Raw genomic sequence first — 23,625 nt, forward strand, 5'->3', positions numbered from 1 at the left:
TAGACTGGAAAGTTGCACATTTTGTGAAACTTGCGTGACAAGGATGTTATCACCTCTCTCTCTCGTGTATGATTGACTTGAGAAAGTGGGTGGAGACATGTACAGCCTCAGTATATTTATGATTAATGAATTAACGTTTTTGTCTATATGGATTGCACTTTTTGCCGGGATCGTCTCCTTTCTGTCCCCCTGTGTTTTCCCGCTCGTACCAGCATACTTAGCGCAGCTGACCGGCTCTGAAATCACGCAGAACCGTGTCTCTGCAGACAGACGCCTGATTTTATCACGATCACTTGGATTCATACTCGGTTTCACATCCATATTTCTGGCTTTAGGCGCCTCTACTTCCATGCTCGGAGGACTGTTTCTTCAGCATCAGAGCCTGCTGGAGCAGCTTGGCGGAATTATCATTGTATTATTCGGTCTGCACTTGGCCGGCTTTTTTCAGCTCGATTTTCTGATGAGCGAAAAACGTATGAAAAATCCGGGCCGTTCGACCAGCTTCGGGCGATCAGTCGTGTTCGGCCTTGTTTTCGCAGCCGGATGGTCTCCGTGTATCGGACTCGTGCTTGGTTCGATTTTGGCGCTGGCCTCCCAGCAGGATCCGGCCGGCGGCATGCTCCTGCTTCTCGTTTATTCAGCAGGACTCGGCATTCCTTTTCTGCTGGCGGGTCTTTTGTTCGCCCGTTCGCTTGATAAAATGCGCAGCTTAAATAAGTTTTTGCCCATTTTTCAAAAGATCAGCGGCGGAGTCATGGTTATTTTAGGAATTATGCTCTTTACCGGGCTGTTCTCCAGAATTGCTGGCTACCTTTCGCAGTACTACATTATTTAATGCATTTAAACGGTGTCTGGGATCGTCCAACGGTCTCAGACACCGTTTTTCATCTGCATAGAGAATCAAACCTGACAGAATTGGATCGTTTTACCTGCCGCATCTCGCCGATTCCAGGCCATGCAGTTTCGTCTATAAAAGTTCGCATACTGCTGCATCGTCTTTATCAGAGCGCAGAAGACGGCGGACAAAGAATCAGACAATTCTTTTCATTTATTCTTGAAAAACGTATGATGGAATCACTACATAGAAATGGAGGCTGAATGATGTACAACGATATGCAAAAACAGCTTGAAGCACATTTTGATGAAATGGTGGAAATTCGCAGGTACCTTCACCAGTATCCGGAGCTTTCCTTTCAGGAAGTGGAGACTCCTGCCTACATCGCCGACTACCACCGGAAGCTTGGTCATGATGTAAAAGAGGGTGTTGGGGAACGGGGCGTTACGGCTGTATTAAAGGGCGGAAAGCCTGGACCAGTCGTCGCGCTGCGTGCGGATTTCGATGCGCTGCCTATACACGAAGAGACCGAGCTGGACTTCCGCTCCAAGCGTGACGGCGCCATGCACGCCTGCGGTCACGATGGTCACACCGCAGAACTTCTTGTCCTGGCAAAAGTACTGAACAAATGGCAGAAGCAGCTTGCCGGCACGATCGTCTTTATTCACCAGCACGCTGAAGAGTATGCACCGGGAGGCGCTCAGGCTATGATCGCTGACGGATGTCTCGATGGAGTAGACGTCATTTATGGAACACATCTGTGGGCGACCCTGCCACTTGGTACCATTGACTATTCCAAGCACCGCCTGATGGCCGCGGCCGACAAGTTTACGATTGACGTACAAGGTAAAGGCGGACATGGAGCGCAGCCTCATTTAACGAAAGATGCCATCTTAATCGGTTCTCAAATCGTACAGTCTCTCCAGCACATCGTAAGCCGCTACGTGGATCCGATGGAAAGTGCCGTCGTCAGCGTCGGACATTTCGAGTCAAAAAATGCCTATAATGTGATTGCAGACCGGGCAAAAATCATCGGCACAGCCAGAAGCTTTGACGAAGGCGTTCGTGACATCCTGGAAGAGCGCATTAAAGGAATTGCTGAAGGAACCGGTTATCATCATGGCGCTGAAGTCAGTGCAGTATATGAGCGCGGCTATCCAGCCGTCATCAATCACGAAGAGCAGGCTGAAGTAATTGCAGAAACAGCGGAACTTGCTTCACAGACGAAGCTCGTAAACGAGTGTGTGCCCCAGATGGGCGGAGAGGATTTTGCTTATTATTTGCAGGAAGTAAAAGGAGCCTTTTTCTTCACAGGAGCAAAGAATCCTGATTGGGAAACAGCCTATCCGCATCATCACCCTAAGTTTGATATTGATGAACGTGCCATGCTTCATGCAGCTGAAGTGCTGGCAGGACTCGTACTTTATGAATTTGGACAGCTTTACGAGCTTTACGATGAAGAAGATGAGACTGCCTGACCCGTTGGAACGATGAAGAGCCGCCGGTACACCACCGGCGGCTCTTCATCATGTTTTATACGGCGACAGCCTTTTTCTTCATTCGGACTCGTGCAGAGTAGGCAGATACAGCTGCCGCAGCTGCGAAAGCAGGCAATGCAGCAGTAACATCAGGCAGCGCGGCTAAACCAAACAGAAAGGCCTGCAGCATCCCCGCCCGCATGATCCACCATCCGGCTGCATAATAGCGGTCACTGTGCTGAACAGGGTAAAGCGGCAGCATGTGATTCGTATCGAAATGATACGTCATCGTTTCCAGCTGTCTCACCGTCATATAGCTGAACAGAGCAGCGACGAGCCAGACGCCCCATGTGATGTGAACCGCCAGAACAAACACTATACCAACTGCCGTCAGCCTGATCCAAATGCCGCTGTAATCGCCAGATCGAATCAATGCTCTGCCAAACAAATAGCGGTACGTAAACTGCTTTCCGTAGGAAATGTTCTTTAAAAGCATGGAGAGCAGCTTTCTCTGCTTGACATCCTTTCGAAGCTGCGGTACATCAGTGAAGTTATCCGCCATTCTGAAAAAGGTGCGCACCATATTTTCTTCAATTCGAATGACCCGCTCCCAATTCAGCAGCCCCGTCTTCTTTCTTAGCGCCGCGTAAAAAAGCAAGAGCACTGCGAGAATCCCGATCACCGCTGCTGCATGACCGGCAAAAGCAGCGTATAAAAGGATTAACGTTCCTGCTCCACGAAAAGCGATTCCCGCACGGTACGCCCGCAGATCCTGCAGCTTTTGCTCTTCAAATGAAAACGCGAGGTTCCACGCTTTTGCAGCCGCCAGCACGGCCACTGTTCCGAGGTATGGCTCCCAGCCAAAGGCAATCCGGTCAAGAAACAGCGGCGTGAGCAGAAACAGCAGCGTCAACGTCCAAAACACTTCCATAGCGAAGCTGTACGCATAGGAGGATCGAAAGTAACCGTCCAGCCGCTTTTCCATTGGCAAAATGAACACCAGGTCCGCTGGCTTTAAAAAGGTGCGTACCCGTCCTCTCACTGTCATAAGTGTGAAGACTCCGGCAAAGAAAAGTGCTGCAGGAAACGTTTCAGGCAGCCATTCCAAAAAAGGCCCGTAATAATAAGAGCCAAACAGCATGAGGATATACAGCGTGAACACAAATCCGCTGTTGCCAATCAAGCGCAGGTATTTGATCGCAAGCGTCCAATAATCCCGGCGCCGGACATGCCACAGTTCCATTGGGTTGTTATGCATCGGCGGTCCCCGCCTCTGCTGCATAAATATCGTCCAAAGCTGCTCCCGGCATGTCTGCCTGCTCTCGGAGCTCCTGCAGCGTTCCTTTCATAATAACCCGGCCCTGATCTAAAAAGACAAACCGGTCACAGTATCGTTCCGCGGTGGCAAGAATGTGCGTAGACATCAGAATCCCGCAGCCGTCTGCTTTCATATGCTCCATCGTATCCAGAAACGATTTGATTCCAACAGGATCAAGTCCTACGAAGGGTTCGTCGGCTATATATAAGTCAGGCCTCAGCAGAAAAGCGCTCATAATCATCACTTTCTGCCGCATCCCTTTTGAAAAATGATCTGGAAACCAGTTTCTCATTTTGTTCATCCGGAACTGCGACAGCAGCTTCTCCGCCCGCTCCTGAAAGACCGATTCGTCAATACCATACGCCATCGCCGTAACCTCTAAATGCTCCCAAAGCGTCAGTTCCTCATATAAAATCGGTGTTTCCGGTATGTAGGCGATTCCCGAACGGTAAGCATCCGCATCTTCCGAAAGGGTTTTGCCATTAACTGTTATCGTTCCTTTATGCGGCTGCAGCAGTCCCAGTATATGTTTGATCGTCGTACTTTTTCCGGCTCCGTTCAGCCCGATCAGTCCGACGATTTCTCCTCTGTTCACCGTCATGTCCAAATCGTGCAGGACCGGCCGCGTTCTGCTGTAGCCTCCCGTGACGCTGGACACGTCAAGCAGTAAATTGCTCACCTGGCATTCCTCCTCTTTCCTCATCTTAGCTGATCATCGTACAGTTGAAAAGAATCCTCCTCCGAAACTCGCAGCCTGTCAGAAAATATGATAAGCTGTTTTTTATTATATGAATATTCCTACTACTAAAAAAGAGGTGGATCACTATGGCCGATGAGTCCTGTATTTTCTGCAGCATTATTAACGGGGACATCCCTTCTGCAAAAGTGTTTGAAAACGAACACGTTTACGCGTTTCTTGACATTAGCCAGGTAACGAAGGGACACACGCTTATTATTCCGAAAAATCATGAAAAAGATGTGTTTGAACTTCGCGAAGAAACGGCGGCTGAACTTTTCAAAGCTGTACCCGCAGTTGCTTCCGCGTTGAACGACACGTTTCAGCCGGAAGGGTTAAACGTACTCAATAATAATAAGGAGCCTGCCGGCCAATCCGTGTTTCACTACCACCTGCATCTGATACCGCGCTACGGTTCAGAAGATGGCTTTAAAGCTGTCTGGGAAGAACACAGCAGCGACTACAGTACAGAAACGCTGCAGCAGATGGCGCAGAATATCGCAGACGCTATGAATGGGTAAACCGGCCGGAGTGTTCCAGCTCCGGCTAGCTTTATTAGTTCACTATACGAGGAGGTTCGATCAATGAAACGAGCTTATAATTTTAACGCAGGGCCAGGCCCGGTGCCCGAGGCAGTTTTGACCAGGGCGCGTGATGAAATGTTCAACTTTGAGCAAAGTGGCGCTGCTGTTATGGAACTCAGCCATCGCAGCAAGCTTTACGAGTCCATCCATTTCGAGGCGATGGAGCAGATCAGACAAATTTTACAGGTTCCAGATTATATGGAAGTGCTCTTCCTGCAAGGTGGTGCCACTCTGCAGTTTTCAATGGCCCCGCGCAATTTCTTACGGGAAGGCCAGACCGGAACTTACGTGCTCAGCGGCTCCTGGTCCGAAAAAGCACAAAAGGAAGCGGCTTACTTTGGACACACGGAAATTCTCTCCAGCTCCAAGGATGTTAACTACGCGCATATTCCAGAAACGGATTATCAGCTGGCTTCCGAGAACAGTGCCTATATTCACCTTACGACAAACAATACCATTTTCGGCACCCAGTGGCAGACTATTCCAGATAATCAAACGGATATTCCAGTCTTTGCCGATATGTCGAGTGACATTCTCAGCCGCCGCATTAACTGGAGCAACATCGACCTAGCTTATGCAGGTGCTCAAAAAAACGCCGGGATTGCAGGAGTGACCATTGTGATCATCTCCAAAAAACTTCTGGCCAGTGCTCAGGATGGCCCCCCTTCTACCTCCTATCAAGTGCACGCTGATAAACAGTCCCTTTACCACACGCCGCCGACAGGTGCTGTCTACATAACAAAGCTTGTCACCGACTGGATTCTGGAGAATGGCGGAGCAATCGGCATGGAAGAGCGCGCTAAAAAGAAATCTGAGATGCTGTACGATCTCATCGACGGCTCAAACGGCTTTTTTCGAGGGCACGCTGCCAAGGATTCACGCTCCAGCATGAACGTAACCTTCCGCCTCGAAAATGAAGAGCTGGAAAAGCAGTTTCTGCGTGAAGCTGCTGCAGAAGGATTTATGGGCTTAAACGGTCATCGCAGCGTCGGAGGCTGCCGTGCATCTATCTATAACGCTGTCCCGCCGGAGCATGTCGAAGCGCTCTGCAGCTTTATGGAAAAATTCCGCAAGCGCGCATAAGCTCTTCCTGTTTTTAAAATAGTATCCGATAAAAATGATCTCCGCGCTTCATTGGCGCCTTTATCGATTGAGCTGCGACCGTTCTCTTTTAAGGCAGAACGGTCGTAAAGGCTCGAAAATTTTCAGAAAATACAGAAATGATATTGAGCCCCACTCTTTTCCTGTGTTATTATATGAATAACATTTTCTCAGTAAAGTAATTGCGTCACATACTGAAACACGCCTGTTTCCAGTCCGGCTGCCCCGGCTGGCGGGGCTTTTTATGATTATGTACCCAGCAGAGGAGGAGTTGTTTATGGAGCAGGATCCAAACCAGTCGATGAAACAGTCGATCATGTTCAGTCATAAGATCGCCCAGCTGAGCAAGGCGCTTTGGAAATCCATTGAAAAGGACTGGCAGGCCTGGATTAAGCCATTTGATTTGAACATCAATGAACACCATATTTTATGGATTGCTTATCATTTGGAAGGTGCCTCAATTTCCGATATCGCCAAATTTGGAGTTATGCACGTTTCCACCGCGTTTAACTTTTCCAAAAAGCTGGAGGAACGCGGTCTGTTAACGTTCTCTAAGCGGGCGAATGATAAGCGTAATACGTACGTTTATTTGACAGAAAAAGGCGAGGAGCTTCTTAAAGAAACGTTCGAAAGCTATAATCCCGATACGTACAGTGTATATACCGGCTCTCTCCCGATAAAACAGCTGTATGGAAAGTTCCCCGAATTTTCCGAACTGATCAGTATCGTCAAGCACGTGTACGGCCCTGACTTCATCCAAATTTTTGAAAAATCAATGCTAAAATTTGAAGAGGACTTTAACGAGGAGGATGGACGGCTCGTTCCGGCTCCTAAAACGCGCACCCGTAATTCCACGGATCTGCTCGAAGAACTTCCCGGAAAATAAAATTCCGGGTTTTTTTCTGGAAAGGTATTGATTTTTCCTTTCTGCGGGAGTACATTAGCTAAGTATTGCCGTGAGTTATTCGTGAAAAGGAGGTGTGCACAGTGAACTGTATTAAGACTGTGTCCCTTGCTAAAGAAATCGGCCAGGCCCGGATGTGGGTGCTGTCCGTATTAGTGATGTTATTGTATTTTCTCGTGTTTTATACGATGTTTCAAACATTCGGAAGCCAGGCTGCGCTTCAGGAAGCCGGCTTTTTCTATACTATTTTGCTGCTGATGCTGATTCTGCCTCTGCATCTGGTGCTTCACTGTCTGCCTGTATGGGCTGCCGGGAAAAAAGCGAAATTTGGCTTTCGCCGTTCCCAGTGGCCGTTTTTATTTTACTCGGTCAAGGAGCCTGTACCTAGAACGCTCAGCCTCGTTTCTACGCTTTTCCCGGCTGCCGTCTTGACACTCACTGCATTCGCAGCAGCAGCGCTGCTCCCTGCCTACACGCATGTCATCGGCATTGTTTCTGCTTTTCATTTTGGGCTCTGCACCTATGACTTCTTTACCGCCCGTCAAATGTTTGCAGCTCCTAAGGAATGTCTGATTGAAGACAACCGCTCAGGCTTCCACATCGTGCAGCCGATCCGTGAAATAGAATCAACCGGTACAGAGTGAGTAAAAGCCAGCCGCTAACTTGGATTCCCGTTAGCGGCTGGCTTCTTTTATCTGTGCTTTATCCGTACGGATTTCAGCAACTTAATCAGCAGGCGTGATGCGAAAACGAAGTTCGTCATCAGGCAGGTCAATGACTTCTGCATAAATAGCTGTATCACCGGTATCCAACTGGGCCAGGTCCATGTATAAGGCAGCTTCTTCAGGAACGGGTTCAATCCACTCTGGCAAGTCGAGCGAATCGCCTATCAGCTGAAACACTTGAGCTGCCGGCAAGTCTACCCCTCCGGCACGAAATCCGTCTTCGTACAGCCAAATATTACCGTTGTCATCTACTTCCGGCTGGAACTGTACCTCAACTGGTATATTGATGCCGAAAAGCCGGAATTCCGACGTGAAATAGACGGCATCTTCCAGATACAAATCAAACTCTTCTGCATCCTCCTCTTCCAGTTCACGCTGCAGCCAGTCATTTGCATCCGCTCTCGTCGTTGTGACTGTGAGAGACGGCGATTCGGCCACCTGTCTGTCCGGTACGGTAAACGTCTCTTCAGGCTCTGCTGACAAAAGGTGATTAAGCCATAGCCAGCCGCCTGCGGTCACGAGTATTACTCCTGTCAGCAGCACAAAAAAAGCGGTTTTCCATCGATTCATTTTTCTCCCCCTGACGTGACTGTTCATTTCAATTAAGGCGTATCTCTGGTACACTAATAGTGTCTTTATCCTATTCCCTGTACAGCAAAAACGTAACGTTGATTTACAGGCGCCGGTTTAACCGGTCAGACCAGGAGGCTTGTATATGTATATTCCCTATATCTTGTTCGCGCTTTTCTATTTATTCGTTATTAATACGATGACGAATACGCTGTGCGTGACAAAAGAAATTCCTGATGAGAAACAGCCAAAAATTTTCCGTACCGTAAACGTGCTGATCACCATCTTAATTACGACCTCTTTCGTTCGTATTTATCTGGTGTAGCTCTACTCGGAACATGCCGCCGGTCTTGTGACCAGCGGCGTTTTTATTGGTTTATCCTTTCCATTCAGGAAGCGTGTTAGTTGACAGAGTAAGCTTCCCGACTTGCCGGGTTTATGCTACGATAATGACAGAAGATGTAAAGGAGTGGCCAACATGAAAACTGTTCTCCTGATCGGAATCCTTCTGCTCGCTGCCTGCTCGGAGCCGGAGTCCGACTCGACTGAAAACAACCCGAATGCAACGGATCCGGACAATGCGAATGAGAATGACGCAGTTGACAACCTGGAGGATGAAAACAATCTCGAGGAAGAGCCTGCAGCTGTGGCTGAAGTAAACGGTGAATTGATTGACGAGCAAACGTTTCATGAGGCGCTTCGTGAACAATACGGCGAAAATGTGCTGCAAGTTCTGATCCAGGAAAAAGTGTTTGAAAAAGAAGCAGAGGAGCTCGGCATTACTGAGGAAGAAGTTCAGGCTGAAATTTCTTATTTGATGGATACGATGGGCATCGAGGAAGAAGAAGAATTTTACACGATGATGGAAATGCAGGGAGTCCAATCAGAGTCTGAGCTTCGAAAGAGAGTGCTCCAGCATTTAGTTATGCAGGAAATGACCGGCCACGACGGTGAATTCAGTGAAGAAGATCTGCGGGAAGAGTATGACCGTGGTGCTGAACTGACAGCCCGTCACATTTTGACTGGTGACAGAGAAACGGCTGAAGAAGTGCTTGATCAGCTGGAAGAAGGCGAATCATTTGCTGATTTGGCTGAATCCTATTCGCAGGATCCCGGCTCAAGCAGCGAAGGCGGAGAGCTTGGTACATTCGGCAGAGGAACGATGACACCTCCTTTTGAAGCAGCTGCCTTCCTGCTGGAAGACGGTGAATACAGCGAGCCGGTTCAAAGCCAATTTGGCTATCACGTTATCGAGGTAACCGATCGAACACCGTTTGATGAACCTTTTGAAGAGGTACAGGACCAGCTGCAGCAAAGTCTCAGCGACCGCTATCAGTATCAGGTGAACCGAATCCAGGAGTCGATGATGGATGAGGCTGATGTCACGATTTTAGATGAGGACTTCCAATCTATTTCGGATGATCAACCATAAAATGGGTTTGCCTCCATGTAAACAGGGTACATGAGTTGTACCAATACTTATTATATGGAGGTTTTTGAATGACCCCTGTCAGACTGCACGAACTCAGCTATGGCGAAATACATCAGATTCTCGTGGAAACCGTGCTGGATCAGATGGAGCAGAGCGTTGAGCAAAGTCCGCTCGTCTATTTTCCAGTTGTTCATGAGCGGGTAGAATCGTTCCTGCTAGTCAATTGGAAGGACGTCTTTGAAGACTGCCGTACTCTCACTGTGGAGGAGTGGAAGCAATCCGAATGCTTCAAGCTGTTTGAAAGGGAGGTTCTCCATGAGTGCCTGTCCAACCGTTTTGAACAGAATATGACGGACCGGCTGTTCTCAGAGGATAAAGAAGCGAACGTATAGACAACGCACATACTTACTATAAGAAAAGGCTGTACGCCGAAGCAGATTGCTTTTGCGTACAGCCTTTTATATTCATAAATTCTTGGCAGCACTACTGCTGGTTTTCACATGTTTGGATGATAAAAACTGCGCTGTTCCATTGCAAAAATCCGCTCTGAAAATTCGCCGGGAGAGGTCCGTTCCAAGGCGCGGTCCATCATCGCCATCCGGGCATCGATATTATCAATCATGTGAAGCATTTCCGCCTCTCGAATCATCGGCGGCTTAGGGCTGCCCCACTCCCCTTTCCCGTGATGGGACAAGATCATATGCTTAAGCAGAAGAATTTCTTCTCCTTCAATTTGCAGTTCTGCTGCTGCGGTCTCAATTTCTACATGCATCATCGAAATATGTCCAAGCAGCTTTCCTTCCAGCGTATATTGAGTACCAAGCGGCCCCGTCAGTTCATTCACTTTTGCAAGATCATGCAGAATAATACCGCCGTAGAGTAAATCTTTATTGAGCGATGGGTACAATTTGGCGAACGAGCGTCCCAGTTCAAGCATCGACACGACGTGATAAATCAAGCCGGAGGAATATTCATGATGATTTTTAACGGCCGCAGGCGATACTAAAAACGCTTCCTGATGCTTCTTTAACAAATGCCGGGTTAACCGCTGAATTTTAGGATTGTCCATCGCAAACAGATACTCGTTTACTTTTTCAAGCATCGCCTCGATACTCATTGGAGCGCTCGGCATATAATCCTCAGCCCGTTTGTCGTGAGCCGGCCGCACCGATTTCAAACGAAGTTGACGCATCCCCCGGTAATCCTGTACATCTCCCTGCACATAGATGACCGTTCCTGTTCGGTAAACAGATTCATCCTCCGGCTTCACTCCCCACATTTTTGCCTCAATGTCACCCGTTTTATCGGTCATCATCAATGACAAAAATGGTTTTCCATTGCTTGCTATCCCTTTTTTGGCTTGTTTAATCAGCAGAGCCAATTCAACCGTTTCTCCTATTTGATAGTAGCCAATCCCTTTTTTCAATGTCGAAACGCCCCTTTATGATTCCATTTTTTCCAGTATAGCACACACGTTCGTCACAGCGCACGGGGGTGGAAATTCCATCCGAATGAAACAGGAGCTGCCCCATTGACAGCTCCTGTTCAAGTGTTTGTTTACGTGCCGTATCCTTTTACATCATCAGTTCCTTCACCGAGAGCAGGCTGATTCGGAAAACGGATGGTAAACGTCACTCCGTCCCCTTCATTTGTTACTTCTGCCTGTCCTCCGTGCAGTTCGGCTATGCTTTTCACAATCGCAAGTCCCAGACCAAACTGCCCTTTATTGCCTTTTCGAAACGGCGTGAACAGATGTTTAAGCTCATCATTCGGAATCGCTTCCCCATTGTTATGCACGTGAATCAGGTTTTCATCAGCAGTTGCTTCAGCCCGCAGCTCAATGGCATCTACCGCATAGCGAAGCGCGTTTTCTACAAGATTTTCCAAAAGTACCCCGAGCTGATCTTTATCAGCCTCGAACATCACATGGTCTCCTGCAACGAAAATAGAAACGTCTTCACGAGTCATTCGAAACCGCTGCTCCACCTTATAGGCAATGGAGCCGAAAGGGAACTCCGTCTTTTCCATCGGCGCTTCCTTCAGCGAATCCAGCTTAGTGTAATAGAGCATATCCTTCACACGTTTTTCCATCCGGTTCGACTCTTCAATAATGATATCCATCGTCTGATCGACGTCTTCTTTCGGCGTAATCCCATCTTTAACAGATTGCGCATAGCTTTTTACGATCATAATCGGTGTTTTCAGTTCATGAGAGGCATGCTGCATAAAAGTCTTTTGAGCCGAATCGTACCGGATCAGGTTCTGCCGCATCTTCTCGAATTGGTTGGACAGCTTTTCGAAATCCTCATCGCCGTCCCAATAGAAAGGCTCCTTCCAGTTACGTTCGGCAATTTGCTCAAAATGATTTCCAAGACTCGTCAGCGGCTGTCTTAAGTAATGCTTCAGCCAGAAAGCAGGCACAAGACTCATTAACCCTGCAAACAGCATAATATAGCTGAGCTGGCCCCAAAGCCGATCTACCATTTGGTCCCGATAGGTATCCCACATATAGGAAATATGATAGGCTTCCCCGTTTGTAGTGTACACTTTGTAGACAACATAAAAAAGCGTGGCACCATTATAGGTGAGCTCATATCTGCCGCGCCTCGTCATCTGCTCCTGGGCTCTCGCTCCCATTTCCTGCAGGGCCTCATCCGGTACCGGCTCTCCTTCACCTTCTAATGTAGCAAGCTGGTTCATAAGAAAAAAGTGGAACACAGAGCGAGCCGCTTCCCGTTGTTCAATAAAGTCCATTTCTGTCTGCGGCGGCACGACATGTTCTCCGCCTGGATTCGCGTACCGCATTTGTTCCTGCTCGATAATGCGGTACGTTTCTTCTGTCAGAGCACTTTTTAGTGAAATCGGATAGATTACACCGATCATCAGGGCGACAAGCAGCAGAATCGAAATAAACGAAAACCAGATCCGCTGAGTCAGGTTCAACCGAATCATGATGAGAGAACCCGGTACCCGTATCCGTAGAGTGTTTCAAGATGTATGCGCGGCAGCTTTTTGCGGACACGCCGTACAACGTCGTCCACTGCCCGCTCCGATCCGAAATAGTCGGTGCCCCACACATATTCAATAATCGTCTCTCTGGACAAGGCGTCTCCAATATGGGAGGTGAGCAGAATGACCAGATCCATTTCTTTAGTAGTCAGTTCAATATGTGATTCGCCGTCGTGCACGGTTCGCGAGGTAGGGTCAATTGTATACCCATTCAGTTCAATTTTATCTTTATCTGTTTCATTCGGAGGATAAACCCGCGAAAGCATCTTCTTCGCCCGGATAACAAGCTCTTCAGGAAGAAACGGCTTCGCTAGATAATCGTCGCTGCCTAGCTCCAGTCCGAGAACCCGGTCCAGGTCTTTATCACGGGCAGAAATGAAGATTACCGGCGTATCGGCTTCAGCCTTAATTGACTTCAGCAGCTGATAGCCGTCCATGCCAGGAAGCATGATGTCCAGAATCCAAAGGTGCGGCGGCGTGGAAATATGTTCAGACGCATCTTTCCCATCAGTAAAGTGCTGCACCTCCCATCCTTCCTTCTCCATATATGCCTTAATTACTTTTCCGAGATTTTCTTCATCTTCTACTAAATTAACAGTAAACTGACTCATACAATTTCCTCCTTCATCAACGGCTTTCGTTTGCTGCAAGCATGAAGCCGCGGTTGCTGATAGTGACAGTAGTTTCATCTATTTTAATATACTACGCGTCATTTTGAAAATCCGATGGGTATTTTACACGAAATTCAGTAAATCAGCGCTCCAGCAGATGCCTTTTCCCTCCTGCTGCCTGCAGCCACTCTTCTTCGATCTGACCGTGGCAAGTAAAAAAAATAAGCTGAGAAGGGTGTGCTGATGCCTCCTTGAAGAAAGCAGTACGGCGATCTTTATCCATGTTAACGACAGGTTCATCCATGATGAGCGGGAACCGTTCCCGTTCTGCAGTAAGCGACAATCTCAGTGCTGTATACAGCAGCTCTCTCGTTCCGCGGCTCAGCTGGTCCGGGTTAAACAGCTTGCCTGTATGGGATTCTGCTGCAAACGAACCCTCTCCAGGCATCGATATAGAGACATACCGTCCTTTCGTCATTCGATTAAATAAATCAGACGTGCGCTTCATCACAGCTGGAAGCTTTTCTTTTTCATACGTATCCGTCAGCTTCTGCACAGCAGCACCGGCAGCTTCCAGTACAGCCCATCTCCGGGCAGATGATGCTAGTGACTCCTGCAATTCGTAATACTGCTGGGTTAATACTTCATAGGTGCCTTCCTCTTCAAGCTGTTTGATCAACAGTTTCGTTTCAGCGGACTTCCTTTCTGTCTGCACAGCTTTCGCTTCCAGTTCCTGCAGCGATTCTTCCAGTTCATCCAATGCCGCTGCCTCATAAGGTAATTCCAGCAGCCTTAAAAGCACTTTACGATCGGGGACAAGATCAAGCATTCGGTTGAAGCAGTTTTCTGCTTCCAGTTCTGCTTCTCGTCCCGCTTCAAAGCGTCGCAGCAGCTGATCAAATGCGGTCCGATCTTCCTCGTCTGCTTGACGTCTGAGCTCTGCCAGCTCTCGTTCCAGTGAGGAGAGACGGGTTTCGATCGCGTTCAGCTCTGTCTGCTGGCTGCGAAAGCGCCGCTGCTCTTCTTCACTGGCAAGACTGCTTCGTTCGAGCCGTTCGAGCTTAACCTGCAGTATTCCTTCCATCTCAGAAGGAGAGGATGCATTTCCAGCATAAGAAGCCGCTCCTTCCATCAGTGCATCGAGCTTGCCGGCTGAAATCCGATACTCTCTTTCATAAGAGGCTGTCTTATCAGCGGCTTTGTCATAGCGCTGTTTTAACGATAATAACGTCTCTCGTTCGGCTGTTGATAGCTCGTAATAAGCATCACCTGGCGCTTCTTGTGGCTTGTTTTTCAGATAGAGTGAAACAGCGGCTGAAATGACGCCTCCGATCAATGCCAGAACTGCCGTCACATATTCTGCTGCAAGAAAGCCTGCGGCTGCCAGCATGAGCAGAATGGTTGTTGGAAGCCACCAAGTCAGCGATGGCAGCCTGCCTCCAAGCTCCGCGGTACGTTCAGCAAGCACGTCAGCCGCAGGCAGCTGCCGAAGGGGTATTGCAGCAGGATTTTCCTGTTCAAGCGTTTGCTGCTCCTGCTGCAGCTGTGCTAATGAAGCACCTGCTTCTTCCAGCTGATTATCCAAAACACGCCGTTCAGGAAATGCTCGCACAAGTGTCCGCAGTCTGGCAAGTTCAGCCTCTTCCTCAAATGCAGCCGGCTGCTTCATCGTATTTAGCAGAGTTCGCTTCTTCTCATAAAGATCAGCCTGCAGCTCTTCTTTTTCACGGTAAGCTGCTGCTGTTGTAACGGAGAGAAGACCGGAATCTGCAGCCTTTGCTTTCCAGTTCAGCCAGTTTACTTTGATTGGCTGCAGTTTTGCTAAGATCTCAGCTTCCCGTCGTTTTGCTTCACCTGTTTGCCGCTTGGAAGTGATCGTCTTTTGCTCTTCTTCGAGCAGCGCGTCTTCTTCTTTTAATTGTTCATATCGATCCAGCTCTTGTTCTGCCTGTTTGATCTGCTGTTGCAGCTGATCCAGCTTCGCAGCCGTTTCATTCAGTTCCGTTTTTCTGCCGCGCGGTTTAAAGAGTTTTGTACGGTCTTTGCTGCGTCGTTTATCCTCTTCGATTAACCGTTTAAGTCCGCTGAAAGATGTATCATAAAGCAGACTGCCAACCTCCTGAGAATCGCGCTTCTGCATGTCCTGAAGGTGATCAAGGTCCAATCGGTACAAAGAACGAAAAATAGGCAGACTGATGTCGGTAAGCAGTTCACCGTGATACGGCTCACCGTTGCAGTAAATGCTTCGCTCACCGCGGATCGTCCGTTTTTGTTCCCGCTCAATCAGCCAGCTTGTGCCGCTTTCCTCAAAAAGCAGCGAACCGCCGGCTCCTGTCATCTCCTGGTCCGAAAAACCGAACAAAACTCCTTCGATGAACGCCATAATTGTCGTCTTGCCGGCTTCATTTTTCCCTGTGAAAATCGTGCGGTTTTCCAGCTCCCAAAACTGGTCTTTCCATTTATAGTAGGAGCGAATATAAATACGGGTCAGCTTCACTTGGAGGTCCCTCCTGCCGAGATCAGTTCACGCCATACATCCTGCCAAAACAACTCATCTTCCTTCAAACTATCCGGCAGGTGTCTCGAAATAACCGGATGCTTCGTCAACTGGTGCAGGGAGCCGTCCGCCTTCATATCGTTAACGGCCAGTTTTAATTCGTGCTGCAAGTCGCTCGCTAACGCTTCAGATTCACGCTCTGTATGGTTGAAAATCTTATCGAGAATAATGCCTGATGCCTCTGCTTCGTCTGCAAGCATCAAATGAAGGTCAACCTGGCCTGACGTCTCAAGTCCGGCAATAGATAATGTGCCTGCCAGAATAATGCTGTAAAGCGTATTCGTGTTTAACCCGGCAAAACAGGCTGAAACGAGCTCGTCTATCGTTTCAATTCCCGTGCAGTCAATCGAGACATTCTCACGTACAAACGGAGCTGTTTCCATAAAGGTGACCGCCGGAGGTCTGTCTGCTTCAAGTTCGACCATCAGCACTCCCTTCGCTCCCGTTTCTTTCCGGCTTGCTCCAATTATACTCCCGGGGTAATGAATCGGCGGTACTTTCGAAAGCTCGCTTCGCTGATGTATATGACCGAGCGCCCAATAGTCAAAGCCAGCTTCTTTCAGCTCCCGCAGCTGAAATGGAGCATAGTCGTGCGCCGCCCCAGCTGCCTCCTGGCCATGCAGCAGGCCGATATGAAAACCATTATCGGGCTGCAATTTCAGCTTGTTTATTGGTGAATCCGGATGAGAAGAGCCTGAGTAACTGAACCCATAAAGATGCACGGTTTCTTCCCTGCATGAGAGCGTTACCCGCTCGCCTTCCTCTGAAAACACGTGTACATTTTCCGGCATCGGCAACGCGGCACGTCCGCTGATTACCGGATCATGATTCCCATGAATGATGTATACCGGAATGTGGCGGCGGGCAAGTTTTTCCAATTCGCTGCGCAGATACCGCTGGGCTGATAGGGACCGCGTTTCGTAATGATATAAATCTCCGCTGATCAGCATAAAATCGACACGTTCTGCAGCTGCTGTCTCACACGCGTTCGAAAAGGAAACCTTTGCCGATCTTTGAAGTGCAGCTTTTTGTTCAGCTGGAACGGTTTCCGGGATGCTCACCGGACGATCTAAGTGAAGATCGGCACAGTGTATAAAACGAATCATGGGGCATGCCTCCTGAAAATCAGTAATGAATACTCATTCACTTTATGATAAACTATTTAAAAAGGCTCTCGCTCAGACGGCCGTGAGGAGGATCATGCATGAAGACCTATTATTTAACCGCCTACAGTAAAAAGGGCGACCATCTGCTGAACGAAACGCTTGAAGCTGAAAACGATGAGGAAGCCGGCAAAGCAGCACTCGCGAGACTCAAAGAAGAGGATCTCGAGCACGTGCCGAGCAGACTCGTCCGCTCTTCAGCCGGTCTCGTACATTTTCATCCGTAAGAGCGCTATTCTTTAATCGTATAAAACGTTCCTGACGTTCGGCTCAGAATTTCGCCTTGATCATCTTTGATCGTACATTCTGCAAATTGGACACCGCTGCCTTTCTTCAGGAAGGCAGCTTTTGCGTGCAGGGAACCGCTCCTTGATGTCCGCAGGAACTGGGTTTTCAGTTCGAGCGAAACGGAGGGCCTCTCATTGAAGGCTGCACACAGATGTCCGAGAGCTGTATCAGCAATGTAGGTGATGATCCCCCCGTGTATAAAGCCGACCGGATTAAACATCAGTTCTGTCACGGGAGCATCCAGATGAACCTCTTCGCTCTCCGCTATGTAATCAAATTCAAAATCAAACAAGGAGTACAAAAAGACATCCGGTGATCCGTCTTCATGTGCCTTCATCGCTTGGCGTACTTTTTCAATAAGCTCTTCTTCTCTCATTGACTTTCCCTCCTGTTTGCCGCTTTAAGGCAGCGGTTCCTGCTTCTAGTGTATCACGAACGTGTATTCTGCTGAAACAGAACTTAGGCAATCCAGCCGAACATGAAAAAAGCGCCGGTTCCTTTGCAGGAACCGGCGTTATCGTTACTATTATCCGTTCTGTTCTTCTGTTCCATAAAGCGCTTCTAGCGGGCTCGTGATAATCTTGTTGATCTCACCGACGAGCTGGCTCATGCGCTGTTCTTCTTCCATGAGCTTCATGATCTGTTCATGCTGCTGTACCAGTTCAAACTGCTTCTGAGCCTGCTGTACTTCTTCCTCAGAAATTTGTTCTCCCTGCATTTGCTTCTGTTGAAGGTCCATCTGAACGCTTCGGAAATTATCGAGCATTTTTTTTGCTACTTCATCGTTTTCGATATCTTCATGAAGCTGCTTCAGCGTTGTAAATTCTTCACTCGCCTGCAGCGCTTCTGCAAGCTCATTGGCCTTTTCAAAGTGGTCTGCCATTCGAAAAATCCTCCTTGGTTTTTCAGCGCCTTTGCGCTGTGCTATTCAAGCTCCGTTAGACTGTAACATAAATGGGCGCGGAATGCATCCCATCAGAAAATAAACAGAATAAAGATCCCTTGGATCAGTCCCACTAATGCCCCGATCAAGCCACCCAGTACAGCGATCATCTTCAGCTCGCGGCGTGCGATAATTAACAGCATCTCTTCAAGCCGAGAGAGAGGGAACGTGTTAACTTCTTTTGTAACAAGCTCTTTGATCCCAATCTGCTTCATAATGGATTTAATATAGCGTGAAAGAATCGTCGAGGCGGATGCCAGCACGGATGGAATGACCGTTTTGTTTAACAATTCTTCATATCGCATGCTCCATCCGGAAATAGGACCGCCCCATTCGCCGATTACCGGTGTACGGCCGACCGCTGATTCCGTTAATTTCGTGAGCCATTCCTCCAGCTTCTCATCGCTGACATAGTCATCTGCAGATGTTTCCAGAATCCCCTTCCATTCCCTGTGCATGAGTTCAATAAGAAGCTTTTTTGTCTGCTTATCCTGTAAGAACCGCACGAGCTCTCTGGAGATCAGCTCCCCCATGGAGAACCGTTGAGCCACTCTGCTGAACATTGTTGAGACACTTCCTCTGGAACGAAGGTACGTTTTCAGCATACTGTCTATTTGATTTATTCCTTCCGGGGACGCGACATAGTCGGTACCCTTCGTGACAATCTGATCCGCTAACAGCGGAAAATAAGATTCACAGCGGTCAATCCAATTATCCGGAACCCAGTTTTGGAAGGGCTCGCGGCTGTATTCCTGAATGATCACGCGAAGTCTGTCTGCTAAACCTCGTTCGACGGATTTGCGGAGCGACAACAGCTGATCCTTCATGCCGAGGTGTTCTTCCATCCACTCATCAAGCGTACGCTCCTCTTGCAGCAGGTCCTTGACTCCCTCCTGCAGACGACCCTGAACTTCTTCAAACAAAATTCCGTCTCTCAGCTTCTCCTGCATGCCTTCCGGAGTCACTAAATGATCTTCAACGAGCTTTCCCAAATTGTCGGCAATCTCGCCGCGCCGCTTTGGAATAAGCCCGGGTGTAAATGGAATTTGGAACGATCCGATAAACCATGGGCGATAAGGCCTGAACAGCATTCGGATCGCTATGATATTTGTACCTCCCCCTACAATTGACCCGATCAGGATCAAGAGGAGCAGGATAGTCCAGTCACTCATACAATCATCCCCCTGCACGGCTGCTTATGATAGTATAACGTACGCGACAGGTGAAAACCAACGAATCCTGTTAACGCGCGGGCTGGTTCATGGTACGATAAAAACAGCTTTAAAGGAGGGACACGTGATGATTCAGCATTTTCAATGGAAGGAGCAGCCGTTCGGCTGGAACTTCCACTTCTATTATAAACAGGTGAGATACCGCGGGATTTATCAAAAAGATGGAAAAATTGTATGGAAGCAGCCTGATGCTATTGACGATCAGTCTTTTTTAGAGTCGTCTGTGCATGATCTGATGCTCTATCATGTCTATGAGGATCACCGGCAATGAAGCGTTTTACAGTCACCAGAGGCTCCGAAACGCACCACATCGAGCCGGAAGAGCTCAATCAGGAGGAGCTTCAGCTTCTGCAGTCCATTCTCGATCGGCAGCAGCCTGCCCAGGATTTTCCGCTTCCGAATGATCCGCTTGCTCTAGCGCTGCACCGGCTGCTCGTACTTGAAGAAGAGGTTCCCGAGACGGCATGGAGCGAAAAGCTTTCATTCCCGCTGCGAGTGATTCACTTTCGTTTTCCAAAACAAATTGACGAGCAGGAGGCATTCTCCCAGGCTGCTTCTTCTCTTTTTCCGGGAAGCAGGTTTATGCTTTGGAAATCTCATCGGGACAGCATGATTCTTCAGGAAACGGACGATGCCTTTGAAGATGAACTGAACCTTTCCTCTGTAGTCGATACACTGGCAGCAGACTTTTTCGTTCGTCCTTCCGTCTGTGTCGGCTCCATGATTTTGTCTCCCCAAGGATTAAAAGAGCATATTGACTGGGAACACCAGCTGTTTCACGATACGGCAACTGCCTTCCCTAAAAAACATACCTTCCTTGAACAAGAGCTGCTGCTCTATTTCATGCTGAGCCGGTTTACCCCACAGACGATTACCCAGATTCGCCGGCAGCTGAAGCCGGTCGAGGAAGAAAGCGAGCTGCTCGAGTCGGTGCGATGCTTTCTGGAATGCAACCTGAACATCAGTCTTGCTGCCAAAAAAATGTTTATGCACCGGAATTCCATGCAGTACCGGGTCGATAAATTTATTGAGAAAACGACGCTCGACATCAGGCAGTTTCAAAACGCAGCTGCTGTCTACCTCATGCTTTTGACAATGCCTTCTTCCGGCAGCCGTTCTTGAAACAACAGCGTGAACAAAGCCTAATCAAGAGATCGAGCTGTTGACAAAAGCACGGTATGTGCCTGTTTATTCGTTTTTACGCGGTCCTTCTTCGTTCGCGCGCAAATGCGTTCCACGTCCAGAAGCGAATTGGTTCTTCACGCCCCAGGCGAATGTCGCAAAGCATGGGCCTCACCATTTGTAGATAAGCCGTTGCACAGGTGGAGGAACGCAGGCTCGTGCCTGACGACATCAAGAGCCTTGATTTCGGTTGTCAGCAGGGACTGTATGCACTTTTGTGAAAGCGCATGCATCTTGCACAATCAACAGCCAGTTTTTTTGTGCACGGTTACCATAGATATGAAAACCCTTACAGGATACACTGATTACAGATTAGAAAATGAGTTTGTGGGAGGAATTAAAATGGCTGATATTACGTTTAAGAATTTGTACAAAATTTACGACGGTGATGTACAGGCAGTTACTGACTTTAACCTGGACATCGCTGACAAAGAATTCATCGTCTTCGTTGGACCATCAGGCTGTGGAAAATCGACAACGCTTCGAATGGTAGCCGGTCTTGAAGATATCTCAAAAGGTGACCTTTACATTGGAGACGACCGTGTCAACGATGTGGCACCTAAAGACCGAGATATTGCAATGGTGTTCCAGAACTATGCGCTTTATCCACACATGAACGTATATGAAAACATGGCGTTTGGGCTGAAGCTGAGAAAATTTCCTAAGCAGGAAATTGACGAACGCGTCCGTAATGCTGCCAAAATTCTTGGCCTGACTGAGATGCTTGACCGTAAACCGAAAGCAATGTCCGGTGGTCAGCGTCAGCGTGTTGCCCTCGGTCGTGCCATCGTTCGAAATCCAAAGGTATTCCTGATGGATGAGCCTCTTTCCAACTTGGATGCGAAGCTTCGTGTGCAGATGCGTGCAGAGATCATCAAACTTCACCACCGGCTGCAGACAACTACCATTTACGTTACACATGACCAGACAGAAGCGATGACGATGGCTTCCAGAATCGTCGTCATGAAAGATGGTCTCGTACAGCAGGTCGGTGCTCCGAAGGACATTTATGATTATCCGGAAAATATTTTCGTCGGCGGATTCATCGGCTCTCCTGCCATGAACTTCCTCCACGGAAAACTGACTGGAAATACATTCAGTATCGGTGAGCATACCGTTACGATTCCAGCCGGCAAGATGAAAATGCTTGAAGGCTACGACGGCAGAGATCTTGTACTTGGTATTCGTCCGGAAGATTTCCATGATGAACCGGTCTTCCTGGATGCAGCTGAGAACAGCCGCTTTACTGCGACGATTGATGTAGCTGAACTTATGGGTGCGGAATCCTACCTCTACTCAAAAGTCAGTGATCAGGATTTTATTGCACGAGTCGATTCCCGTACGGATGTAACCGGCGGTACGAAAATTGATCTCGCATTTGATATGAACAAAGCTCACTTCTTTGATCCAGAGACTGAGCAGCGAATCCGCTGATTCCCTGTAACAGGGTTTCAATATTCCCCCTTTTTGAAGCTGTTCCAGCCATGCCGGCTGCGGACAGCTTCTTTTCATGTTTTTCTTTTCGCAGCAGTATGTTCATGCTAAACTAAAACAAACATATGTTTGCAGGAGGTCATTTATGAATTTTACTGCGATTGACTTTGAAACAGCATCAACTGAACAGGGAAGCGCCTGCGCTATCGGCCTTGTACGCGTTGAGAACAGCGAAATCACGCAGGAAGTCTACTCATTAATTCGTCCGTTTTCGCCGTATTTTGATCCAAAATGTGTACGGGTTCACGGGATAACGTGGGAGGATGTAAAGAGTGAGCCGACGTTTCAGGAGCTTTGGCCGGAGATCGAGCCGCTGATTCAGGATCAGCTTCTAATTGCACATAATGCAAGTTTTGACATGAAGGTTCTTCGTTCTGCTCTGCAGGTATGGGGGATCTCCGGTCTTTCTGCTGCTTATAACTGCTCGGTTCAAGTATCCCGGAAAACGTGGCCTGAATTTTATAATCATAAATTATCCACTGTAGCCCACGAGCTGTCGATTGATCTTAATCACCACCATGCACTGGATGATGCACGGGCAGCTGCATCCATCATTATAAAGGCTCAGGAAATTCATAACGCATTCTCCGAACAAGCCTTTCTGCAGCACCTGAACCTTCACAACGGCTCGATTGCACCCGGCGCCCACTTCACTCCAGCGGCCAACCGGAAGCGAAAGCAGCTCGCTCTCTCCTCAAACGGTCTTATTCAGTCGGACAGAAGATAAAAAAGAGCTGCCGCCGGATCACTCGATCCGGCGGCAGCTCTTTTCGTAGGCAGATTTCTAATTTAATGGCTTCGTGTAAGTCAATCCATGGAAAGCGGGGCGCCGGTTGCTTCCTGAATTTCTTCAGGTGTTGAACCATCAAGTATTTCATCAAGGACCAGACCGGTTTCGGTCACATCGATAACGGCTCGTTCGGTGATAATCCGATTAACAACGCCAAGGCCGGTTAACGGAAGGGAGCATGATTTTACGATTTTAGGTGTCCCGTTCCGGCTGACGTGGTCCATAATGATAATCACGCGTTTAGCACCGTGAACGAGATCCATAGCTCCTCCCATTCCTTTGATCATTTTGCCCGGTATCATCCAGTTCGCCAGATCTCCAGACTCGGAAACCTCCATTGCGCCAAGGATAGCCACGTCAATATGACCTCCGCGAATCATAGCAAACGATTCAGCGCTGCTGAAATAAGCGGCACCTTTCGCTTCTGTCACCGTTTCTTTTCCGGCATTAATCAAATCTGCATCGACTTCGTCGGCTTCCGGATAAGGCCCGATCCCGAGCAGCCCGTTTTCTGACTGCAGCATTACTTTTTTATCTGCATCCAGGTAATTTGCTACCATCGTCGGCATACCGATACCGAGGTTCACGTAATCGCCGTCTTTGATTTCTTTTTCAGCCCGTCGTGCGATTCGTTCGCGCTTTTCCTTTTTTTCCATCCGCTCTTCCTCCTTCA

General features: G+C 48.4%; 26 protein-coding genes. 14 read left to right on the plus strand and 12 right to left on the minus strand.

The features are described from left to right. Positions 1-97: 97 nt before the first annotated feature. A complete protein-coding gene (locus tag ACFO4L_RS16920; RefSeq protein WP_377910842.1) occupies positions 98-835 on the plus strand; it encodes a cytochrome c biogenesis CcdA family protein in 738 nt (245 codons plus the stop codon). Positions 836-1,101: 266 nt separating this feature from the next. After that, positions 1,102-2,313, plus strand: coding sequence for an amidohydrolase (locus tag ACFO4L_RS16925; protein ID WP_377910843.1), 1,212 nt, complete (start codon positions 1,102-1,104; stop codon positions 2,311-2,313). Between the two features lie 55 nt (positions 2,314-2,368). Here the strand turns inward: ACFO4L_RS16925 and ACFO4L_RS16930 are convergent, their stop codons facing one another. Together ACFO4L_RS16930 and ACFO4L_RS16935 are read right to left on the minus strand one after the other, a co-directional pair. Beyond that, the gene (locus ACFO4L_RS16930; RefSeq protein WP_377910844.1) at positions 2,369-3,571 is read right to left on the minus strand and encodes an ABC transporter permease; all 1,203 of its coding nucleotides are present in this window, start codon (positions 3,569-3,571) and stop codon (positions 2,369-2,371) included. Next, positions 3,564-4,310 (minus strand): ABC transporter ATP-binding protein, encoded by a 747-nt coding sequence (locus tag ACFO4L_RS16935; RefSeq protein ID WP_377910845.1) that lies wholly within the window; start codon positions 4,308-4,310, stop codon positions 3,564-3,566. The genes ACFO4L_RS16930 and ACFO4L_RS16935 overlap by 8 nt, the downstream gene beginning before the upstream one ends. Before the next feature lie 146 nt (positions 4,311-4,456). Between ACFO4L_RS16935 and ACFO4L_RS16940 the strand changes: the two genes are divergently transcribed. From ACFO4L_RS16940 to ACFO4L_RS16955, 4 genes are all read left to right on the plus strand, one after another. Further along, complete coding sequence (locus tag ACFO4L_RS16940) at positions 4,457-4,888, plus strand: HIT family protein (RefSeq protein WP_377910846.1); 432 nt, start codon at positions 4,457-4,459, stop codon at positions 4,886-4,888. Between the two features lie 63 nt (positions 4,889-4,951). Further along, a complete protein-coding gene (gene serC / locus ACFO4L_RS16945; protein WP_377910847.1) occupies positions 4,952-6,034 on the plus strand; it encodes a 3-phosphoserine/phosphohydroxythreonine transaminase in 1,083 nt (360 codons plus the stop codon). Between the two features lie 295 nt (positions 6,035-6,329). Continuing rightward, positions 6,330-6,938: an HTH-type transcriptional regulator Hpr gene (locus ACFO4L_RS16950; protein WP_377910958.1), complete on the plus strand. Its 609-nt coding sequence runs from the start codon at positions 6,330-6,332 to the stop codon at positions 6,936-6,938. A gap of 101 nt (positions 6,939-7,039) precedes the next feature. Next, positions 7,040-7,600: a DUF3267 domain-containing protein gene (locus ACFO4L_RS16955; RefSeq protein WP_377910848.1), complete on the plus strand. Its 561-nt coding sequence runs from the start codon at positions 7,040-7,042 to the stop codon at positions 7,598-7,600. 81 nt (positions 7,601-7,681) lie between these two features. Here ACFO4L_RS16955 and ACFO4L_RS16960 read toward each other — a convergent pair whose 3' ends face one another. Beyond that, positions 7,682-8,251: a YpmS family protein gene (locus ACFO4L_RS16960; RefSeq protein ID WP_377910849.1), complete on the minus strand. Its 570-nt coding sequence runs from the start codon at positions 8,249-8,251 to the stop codon at positions 7,682-7,684. 145 nt (positions 8,252-8,396) lie between these two features. Here ACFO4L_RS16960 and ACFO4L_RS16965 point away from each other — a divergent pair, with 145 nt between their 5' ends. From ACFO4L_RS16965 to ACFO4L_RS16975, 3 genes are all read left to right on the plus strand, one after another. Continuing rightward, positions 8,397-8,576, plus strand: a complete 180-nt coding sequence (locus ACFO4L_RS16965; RefSeq protein WP_168004882.1) for a hypothetical protein — start codon at positions 8,397-8,399, stop codon at positions 8,574-8,576. A 153-nt stretch (positions 8,577-8,729) separates the two neighbouring features. Beyond that, entirely contained in the window at positions 8,730-9,683 is a 954-nt protein-coding gene (locus ACFO4L_RS16970) for a peptidylprolyl isomerase (protein ID WP_377910851.1), read from the plus strand. A 68-nt stretch (positions 9,684-9,751) separates the two neighbouring features. Beyond that, positions 9,752-10,075, plus strand: a complete 324-nt coding sequence (locus ACFO4L_RS16975; RefSeq protein WP_377910852.1) for a hypothetical protein — start codon at positions 9,752-9,754, stop codon at positions 10,073-10,075. Positions 10,076-10,179: 104 nt separating this feature from the next. Here the strand turns inward: ACFO4L_RS16975 and yhaM are convergent, their stop codons facing one another. The 5 genes from yhaM to ACFO4L_RS17000 form a co-directional block, all read right to left on the minus strand. Continuing rightward, positions 10,180-11,109 (minus strand): 3'-5' exoribonuclease YhaM, encoded by a 930-nt coding sequence (gene yhaM / locus ACFO4L_RS16980; protein WP_377910853.1) that lies wholly within the window; start codon positions 11,107-11,109, stop codon positions 10,180-10,182. A gap of 131 nt (positions 11,110-11,240) precedes the next feature. Beyond that, positions 11,241-12,635 carry a sensor histidine kinase gene (locus tag ACFO4L_RS16985; RefSeq protein ID WP_377910854.1) on the minus strand — a complete coding sequence of 465 codons (1,395 nt, stop codon included), beginning with the start codon at positions 12,633-12,635 and terminating at the stop codon, positions 11,241-11,243. Then, positions 12,632-13,303 (minus strand): response regulator transcription factor, encoded by a 672-nt coding sequence (locus tag ACFO4L_RS16990; RefSeq protein ID WP_377910855.1) that lies wholly within the window; start codon positions 13,301-13,303, stop codon positions 12,632-12,634. Before ACFO4L_RS16990 ends, ACFO4L_RS16985 begins: the two co-directional genes overlap by 4 nt. A 142-nt stretch (positions 13,304-13,445) precedes the next feature. Further along, positions 13,446-15,800, minus strand: coding sequence for an ATP-binding protein (locus ACFO4L_RS16995; protein ID WP_377910856.1), 2,355 nt, complete (start codon positions 15,798-15,800; stop codon positions 13,446-13,448). Further along, complete coding sequence (locus ACFO4L_RS17000; RefSeq protein ID WP_377910857.1) at positions 15,797-16,966, minus strand: metallophosphoesterase family protein; 1,170 nt, start codon at positions 16,964-16,966, stop codon at positions 15,797-15,799. Before ACFO4L_RS17000 ends, ACFO4L_RS16995 begins: the two co-directional genes overlap by 4 nt. Before the next feature lie 98 nt (positions 16,967-17,064). Between ACFO4L_RS17000 and ACFO4L_RS17005 the strand changes: the two genes are divergently transcribed. Then, positions 17,065-17,250, plus strand: coding sequence for a YhzD family protein (locus ACFO4L_RS17005; protein WP_377910858.1), 186 nt, complete (start codon positions 17,065-17,067; stop codon positions 17,248-17,250). A 5-nt stretch (positions 17,251-17,255) separates the two neighbouring features. Here the strand turns inward: ACFO4L_RS17005 and ACFO4L_RS17010 are convergent, their stop codons facing one another. The 3 genes from ACFO4L_RS17010 to ACFO4L_RS17020 form a co-directional block, all read right to left on the minus strand. Beyond that, positions 17,256-17,687 carry a PaaI family thioesterase gene (locus ACFO4L_RS17010; protein WP_377910859.1) on the minus strand — a complete coding sequence of 144 codons (432 nt, stop codon included), beginning with the start codon at positions 17,685-17,687 and terminating at the stop codon, positions 17,256-17,258. A 150-nt stretch (positions 17,688-17,837) separates the two neighbouring features. Next, positions 17,838-18,194 (minus strand): YlbF/YmcA family competence regulator, encoded by a 357-nt coding sequence (locus tag ACFO4L_RS17015; protein WP_377910860.1) that lies wholly within the window; start codon positions 18,192-18,194, stop codon positions 17,838-17,840. A 92-nt stretch (positions 18,195-18,286) separates the two neighbouring features. Further along, positions 18,287-19,426 (minus strand): DUF445 domain-containing protein, encoded by a 1,140-nt coding sequence (locus ACFO4L_RS17020; protein ID WP_377910861.1) that lies wholly within the window; start codon positions 19,424-19,426, stop codon positions 18,287-18,289. Positions 19,427-19,553: 127 nt separating this feature from the next. Here ACFO4L_RS17020 and ACFO4L_RS17025 point away from each other — a divergent pair, with 127 nt between their 5' ends. From ACFO4L_RS17025 to ACFO4L_RS17040, 4 genes are all read left to right on the plus strand, one after another. Then, the gene (locus tag ACFO4L_RS17025) at positions 19,554-19,757 is read left to right on the plus strand and encodes a DUF5342 family protein (RefSeq protein ID WP_377910862.1); all 204 of its coding nucleotides are present in this window, start codon (positions 19,554-19,556) and stop codon (positions 19,755-19,757) included. Then, positions 19,754-20,608, plus strand: coding sequence for a helix-turn-helix domain-containing protein (locus ACFO4L_RS17030; RefSeq protein WP_377910863.1), 855 nt, complete (start codon positions 19,754-19,756; stop codon positions 20,606-20,608). Before ACFO4L_RS17025 ends, ACFO4L_RS17030 begins: the two co-directional genes overlap by 4 nt. A gap of 402 nt (positions 20,609-21,010) precedes the next feature. Further along, positions 21,011-22,102 (plus strand): ABC transporter ATP-binding protein, encoded by a 1,092-nt coding sequence (locus tag ACFO4L_RS17035; protein ID WP_377910864.1) that lies wholly within the window; start codon positions 21,011-21,013, stop codon positions 22,100-22,102. A 145-nt stretch (positions 22,103-22,247) separates the two neighbouring features. Next, positions 22,248-22,889 (plus strand): 3'-5' exonuclease, encoded by a 642-nt coding sequence (locus ACFO4L_RS17040; RefSeq protein WP_377910865.1) that lies wholly within the window; start codon positions 22,248-22,250, stop codon positions 22,887-22,889. 80 nt (positions 22,890-22,969) lie between these two features. On the opposite strand, the gene ACFO4L_RS17045 is transcribed toward ACFO4L_RS17040, so the two are convergent. Beyond that, the gene (locus tag ACFO4L_RS17045; protein WP_377910866.1) at positions 22,970-23,608 is read right to left on the minus strand and encodes a 3-oxoacid CoA-transferase subunit B; all 639 of its coding nucleotides are present in this window, start codon (positions 23,606-23,608) and stop codon (positions 22,970-22,972) included. Between the last annotated feature and the right edge of the window lie 17 nt (positions 23,609-23,625).

This window comes from Bacillus daqingensis (genome assembly GCF_042654445.1).
In the GTDB taxonomy this organism is placed as follows: domain Bacteria; phylum Bacillota; class Bacilli; order Bacillales; family Salisediminibacteriaceae; genus Alkalicoccus; species Alkalicoccus luteus.